Source organism: Arsukibacterium sp., assembly GCF_036735525.1.
In the GTDB taxonomy this organism is placed as follows: domain Bacteria; phylum Pseudomonadota; class Gammaproteobacteria; order Enterobacterales; family Alteromonadaceae; genus Alishewanella.
This window is the reverse complement of sequence record NZ_DAINOE010000130.1, coordinates 1-4,956: the sequence shown is the minus strand read 5'-3', so window position 1 is coordinate 4,956 and position 4,956 is coordinate 1. Positions and strand designations below refer to the sequence as shown.

The following is a 4,956-nucleotide window of genomic DNA, read 5'->3' as shown; positions in this document are numbered from 1 at the left end:
TATCAAAAGTGACATCAGACATATGCAAAAAGTAATTGGCAAAGTATTCTTTGATGATGTATCCCTTATAACCAAGACAGATGATGAAATCATTAATGCCATGCGCAGAATAGATTTTCATGATATGCCACAGTATGGGTTTACCGCCGATTTCTATCATCGGCTTGGGCCTGAGATGAGATTCCTCACTGAATCTGGTTCCCAATCCGCCGGCAAGAATGATTGCTTTCATTAGCGATTCCACTTATGCAATTTACATGGCCAAAAAATACAACGTTTAGTCAGTGCGATGTTATTTGTCATTATCTTAGTCAACCTATTTATATCTAATTGAGTAAGCGACGGTTTTTAGTTTAAGTCAACATACTACCATGCTTTAACCCAGTAATATTTAGCGTTGACATTAGTTAAATTACGTAGCAATTTAAATGCCATAGCCTAAAAGTGTGTGTAGCAATAAACCAGCCTCCTGAATCAACGTGGCTTACTTTAATTTAGTGAGAATTACCAAGCATGCCAAAGTACAGCTCGCCCTCTACGAAAGTTGCCTGCATTCTAGATGAATTCAGCGTAGCTAGTTTGCAGGATAACTGGCAACTTTGCCACTTGACGCCAGAGAATTATGCTTCTCAAATAGATGAATTTAATCCGAATTTTTTATTTGTCGAGTCGGCTTGGAAGGGTATAGCTGAGAGCTGGAAAAATAAAATTTTTAACCATCCTCCAGAGCTCAGTGCTATTGTCCATTATTGTCATCAACAACAGATCCCAACCGTATTTTGGAATAAAGAAGATCCGGTACACTTTGACGATTTCGCTTTCCGAGCGCCCATCGCACAGCAGTTTGATTATGTGTTTACTACTGAACTAGACTGTATCCCCCGCTACAAGCAGATTCTAGGACATCATCGAGTATACTGGCTACCCTTTGCCGCAAACTTCAGGCAACATCATCCACTGCAGAGCACAACACGCTTACCTGGATTATGTTTTGCTGGTTCTTACTATGCCAAGTATGTTACTCGTTGCAAGGATTTTGAATTGATAGTAACAGAGTATCAAAAGCAGCGACTTCCAATCACCATATATGACAGATGCGCTGGGACTGAAGATCCTAATAATATTTTTCCAAAAAAATACCATCCTCATATCAAAGGTGCACTGCCTTTTTCCCAAATTGATATCGCATATAAAGGTTATCAAACTGCATTAACGCTGAATAGCGCGGTCGCAGGCCAAACCATGTTTGCCAGACGAATAGTAGAGCTTATCGCTTGCAACACTTTGGTCGTTAGCAATTATTCAAGAGCATTACGCTTGTTGTTTGGTCGTGAATTGCAAATGATGACATATGAAGATCCGGTCATGGTAGCAACCGCTATTTCTAAAGACATCGAACAAAAAAAAATCAAACTTCGCTTGCTTCGTTATGTCTGGCAACATTATTCGAGTTCTGTTATCTGCGATAAAGTCACGCAGTTAGTATGCGGTAATGCAGTAACAGCTCAGCTTCCTTCAGTATTGGTAGTAGGACGAGCAGAGACGGCTTTAGGTAAAGCCCGTGTGACACAGATGTTCAACCTGCAGCGTTACCCAGCGAGAGAATTGTGTTGGTTGGAGCACGCTAATCAAGCGGACTATGTGAACTATGATTTTTGTTGTTTTTTTAGTGAGCAACATTATTACGCCGAGTATTACCTCAGCGATTTAATCATGCACTCAGCGATATTCCCAACAGCAATCCTTACTAAATCAACACGATTTCTCAAAGCCAATGAAAATGATTATCACATCTCTAGGGGAAAAGAGTACCAAGAAGTAGATCACTACCAAGAGGACTGCACACTCTTCCCTGCACAGCATTTTTTAGCGCCAAAAGCCAAGCTAACATGCATCGCGGTTGATATATTTAACTTTTGTCAGGACAGCACCGACAACCCTGCAAACGCTAATATAACCACAACAGATCAGCCAATGATGGCACCAATGCCGCAACTGCTTGATGCCATTGCAGCGGAATATGATCAGCTTCCCAGCATCGTTGAGCAACATTTTGGCGCAAACTGGGGTGACTGGCTAGGATCTGTAACAACCGCATCAGATGCCATTACCTTAGATTACGATAAGCATTATCAAAGGTTGCACATAGATTCTACGTTGGAACCAAACGCTCATATTTATTTGAATAGTCGTCAGCTGATTGACGTAAATACCCTTACCAACCCAGAAAAGCTCAAATTGATGTTTAAGACGGTTGGATTAGACAACACGTTGTTAGACGTCTGGTATGTGGATGAACATCAGACCCTGTTGCGCCGCTCATTGTTTAGCCCCAATAAAGCGATCGAGGACAGCATCCCCGAAAATACCACGCAGATAAAGTTCGCCATTCGAATAAAAGGCGCGGGCAAAGTGAGTATCCACTATTTAGGTGAAGGCACAACCACATTGATCCCTCACCTAATCCTACCGGTTAGTAGCACCGTCATTAAGTGCACTGAAGACACCATACGGCATGAAATTAGTCAGCTACACCAAAAACCTGTCGGCTCAGTTGAATTTTTTATTACCACCTGTGACAGTCAATTCCGCTATTCAACATTCGCAGGCTATGACGTTATTTATGGGGGAGAAAAAGTCTGGGCCAGCCTACAACGAGGTAAACAGATGATGTCTAAGCGATCACCATAAAATCTTCCCATTCCACCAAGCCGGCATCCAGTAAGGTGTTGCAAAGTATGGTACGCACCGGCTGTGCAGCAATCACAATGCCTCTATGTATGTCTGGTGATAACGTCAGTACAGGACACTGCTGCCCCTGAATCACAATATCAGCTTTAGCTTCTTTGTCCAAAAATCCCTTAACCGAATAGCCGCTGGCTTTTAAAAGATGACAAGTCGCCTGCCCCAAAGCACCAGTACCGTAGATCCACAAACCATCATGTGCCAACGCCAACGCCTTCAGCCGCGTCGTTTTAAGGTGTACAAGGGTTTCAACAAAATGCGTAGCAGCCCCCACTTGTGTCGTTGCCGAAAAGTGACTTACGCGCATTTCAGTTAAATATTCAGGAATACAGCCAATTAGGTAACCATTTTCTAGTGCGCGGTAAAATAAACTGTAGTCTTCGCCGATCCGGTCATGGGTGTATCCTAACCGCTTAATCACAAACGATTTTGCAAAATAGGTGGTATGCATAACACAATTCCATCTTGGCAAACATCTACGTATTGCCTCAACAGAATCAATAGCATTGTGTTCCTTTTCTTTCACTGTTTTGAATTGATGAAAACGCTCAGATTGCGCCACGTCGTCATTGTCAGCAAAGTAACTAAAATAGGATTTGATAATATCAAGTTGAGGATGCGCTTTAAGAAAATTCAGCTGTTTTTCAAACCGTTGAGGATGACTTATATCATCAGAATCAACCTTGGCAAGGTACGGAGTATTCACGAGCAATAAGGCTTCACTTAAACGCTGACCAACCCCTTTATTCTCGCTGTTCTCAATCAGGCATAGCCGTTTATCGGTATATTGTTTGAGTAAGGCTACCGTACCATCCGTTGAACCATCATCGACAATCAGAAACACAAAATCAGCAAAGCTTTGCGCTAAAATGCTATTTACCGTTTCACAAACGTGGGCGGCACTATTATAGGTTGTCATCAACGCGGTAATAGCAGGCACTACTGCAACTCTCTATTCAACTGCAGTAGTACCGCCATGGCCTGCTTTATAGAAGTAGAAGATATATCGCGGGTACGCTCTAGATAAACAACACTACACTGAGACTTCAGTTCGTCAAACTTACCTTGCCAGTCATTGCCCATGACAAAGGTATTAACACTATACTTTTGAATATCTTCAACTTTTTGCTGCCAGCTACACTCAGGGATCACCAAGTCGACATAACGACAGCTTTCCAACACTTTAACCCTGTGCTCATAAGGCACTATGGTCGTTTTGCTTTTTTCAACCAGATTAAATTCGTCTGTCGACACACCAACAATTAAACGGTCACCTAAATCACGCGCACGGCGCAACAAATTAACATGTCCAATATGAAACAAGTCAAAAGTACCATAGGTAATAATTGTTTTCATAACACCTGCCTGCACTATTTGAATTCATATCGGCACCAACACAAGGTAACTTTATGTTATAAGTGCTTATTTAACTTGTAAGATCGACTTTGAGCGGCTCCGCCGAAAAATCTTCTGCTATCTTTATTAAATACTGCTGCCAAACCGATATTACGATATTAAATTGCTGTAAGGCTTGTTCGTTAAGCTCGGAATAATCTTGAGACAGGCTAGGAGACAGTTTGGTCATTAAACTTAAAAAATAGCTAGTACTTCCATAAAGCAGATAAAATACGATGCTGCCAGGTATTGCAGATTGCTGTTTAAACAGCACCCATTGCTGATCAATACATGTCTTTGCACTGTCATAATCTATAACGGGCTGTTGAAGCAACTTACACCATTTGTCGATGGTTTGATTTAACGCATCAGGGCGATACATTTGCTTAAAGCCGCTAGCCTGACTTGCTATATCTACCAAGAGGCAACTATGCTGCAAAAAGTCATCTAACATTCCAGATAAGCTGCCACCAGGGGTAAAAGTTAAAATTTGCATCGGCAGAAGTGGTACCGCACCCTGAACAAATGCACCGTCACTGCAGTTATACACTTCCGCTTGGCCAGCAAAAGCTTTCAGTGTTTGTTCAATTACCCGGCGAGAAACGTCAAATTCAATTTTCGTGTGCACTGATGGGCGGAAATTACCGGATACCCTGATATTATCTCCATGCACTTTGCCATAATCGTAGGCCTGTTTGCCATCCTTGTTATAATAGCCTGATAGGCGTGAGTGATGGTTATTAACATCAACATAGCCCAAATCTACGCCCAAAAAATAAAGTTGCTTGAAACCGGCTTGTAATAACCAGTTTATTG

Annotated in this window: 4 protein-coding genes and 1 pseudogene; 1 reads left to right on the top strand and 4 read right to left on the bottom strand. The window is 41.9% G+C overall.

The features are described from left to right. Positions 1-232 (bottom strand): sugar phosphate nucleotidyltransferase (locus V7D78_RS15935; protein WP_333609444.1); only part of this gene is annotated, 232 nt, incomplete at its 3' end. 281 nt (positions 233-513) lie between these two features. Here V7D78_RS15935 and V7D78_RS15930 point away from each other — a divergent pair. Then, positions 514-2,691: a CgeB family protein gene (locus tag V7D78_RS15930; RefSeq protein WP_333609443.1), complete on the top strand. Its 2,178-nt coding sequence runs from the start codon at positions 514-516 to the stop codon at positions 2,689-2,691. Here V7D78_RS15930 and V7D78_RS15925 read toward each other — a convergent pair. From V7D78_RS15925 to V7D78_RS15915, 3 genes and pseudogenes are all read right to left on the bottom strand, one after another. After that, positions 2,675-3,685, bottom strand: coding sequence for a glycosyltransferase family 2 protein (locus V7D78_RS15925; protein WP_333609442.1), 1,011 nt, complete (start codon positions 3,683-3,685; stop codon positions 2,675-2,677). The two genes, V7D78_RS15930 and V7D78_RS15925, sit on opposite strands and share 17 nt — an antisense overlap. Continuing rightward, positions 3,685-4,101 carry a glycerol-3-phosphate cytidylyltransferase gene (gene tagD / locus V7D78_RS15920; protein ID WP_333609441.1) on the bottom strand — a complete coding sequence of 139 codons (417 nt, stop codon included), beginning with the start codon at positions 4,099-4,101 and terminating at the stop codon, positions 3,685-3,687. The genes V7D78_RS15925 and tagD overlap by 1 nt, the downstream gene beginning before the upstream one ends. A 70-nt stretch (positions 4,102-4,171) precedes the next feature. Further along, positions 4,172-4,956 (bottom strand): annotated as a pseudogene (locus V7D78_RS15915) (hypothetical protein); the annotation flags it as partial.

Coding starts and splice junctions, on each gene's coding strand:
- V7D78_RS15930 (WP_333609443.1), top strand. CDS start 514: ATGCCAAAGTACAGCTCGCCCTCTACGAAAGTTGCCTGCATTCTAGAT.
- tagD (WP_333609441.1), bottom strand. CDS start 4,101: ATGAAAACAATTATTACCTATGGTACTTTTGACTTGTTTCATATTGGA.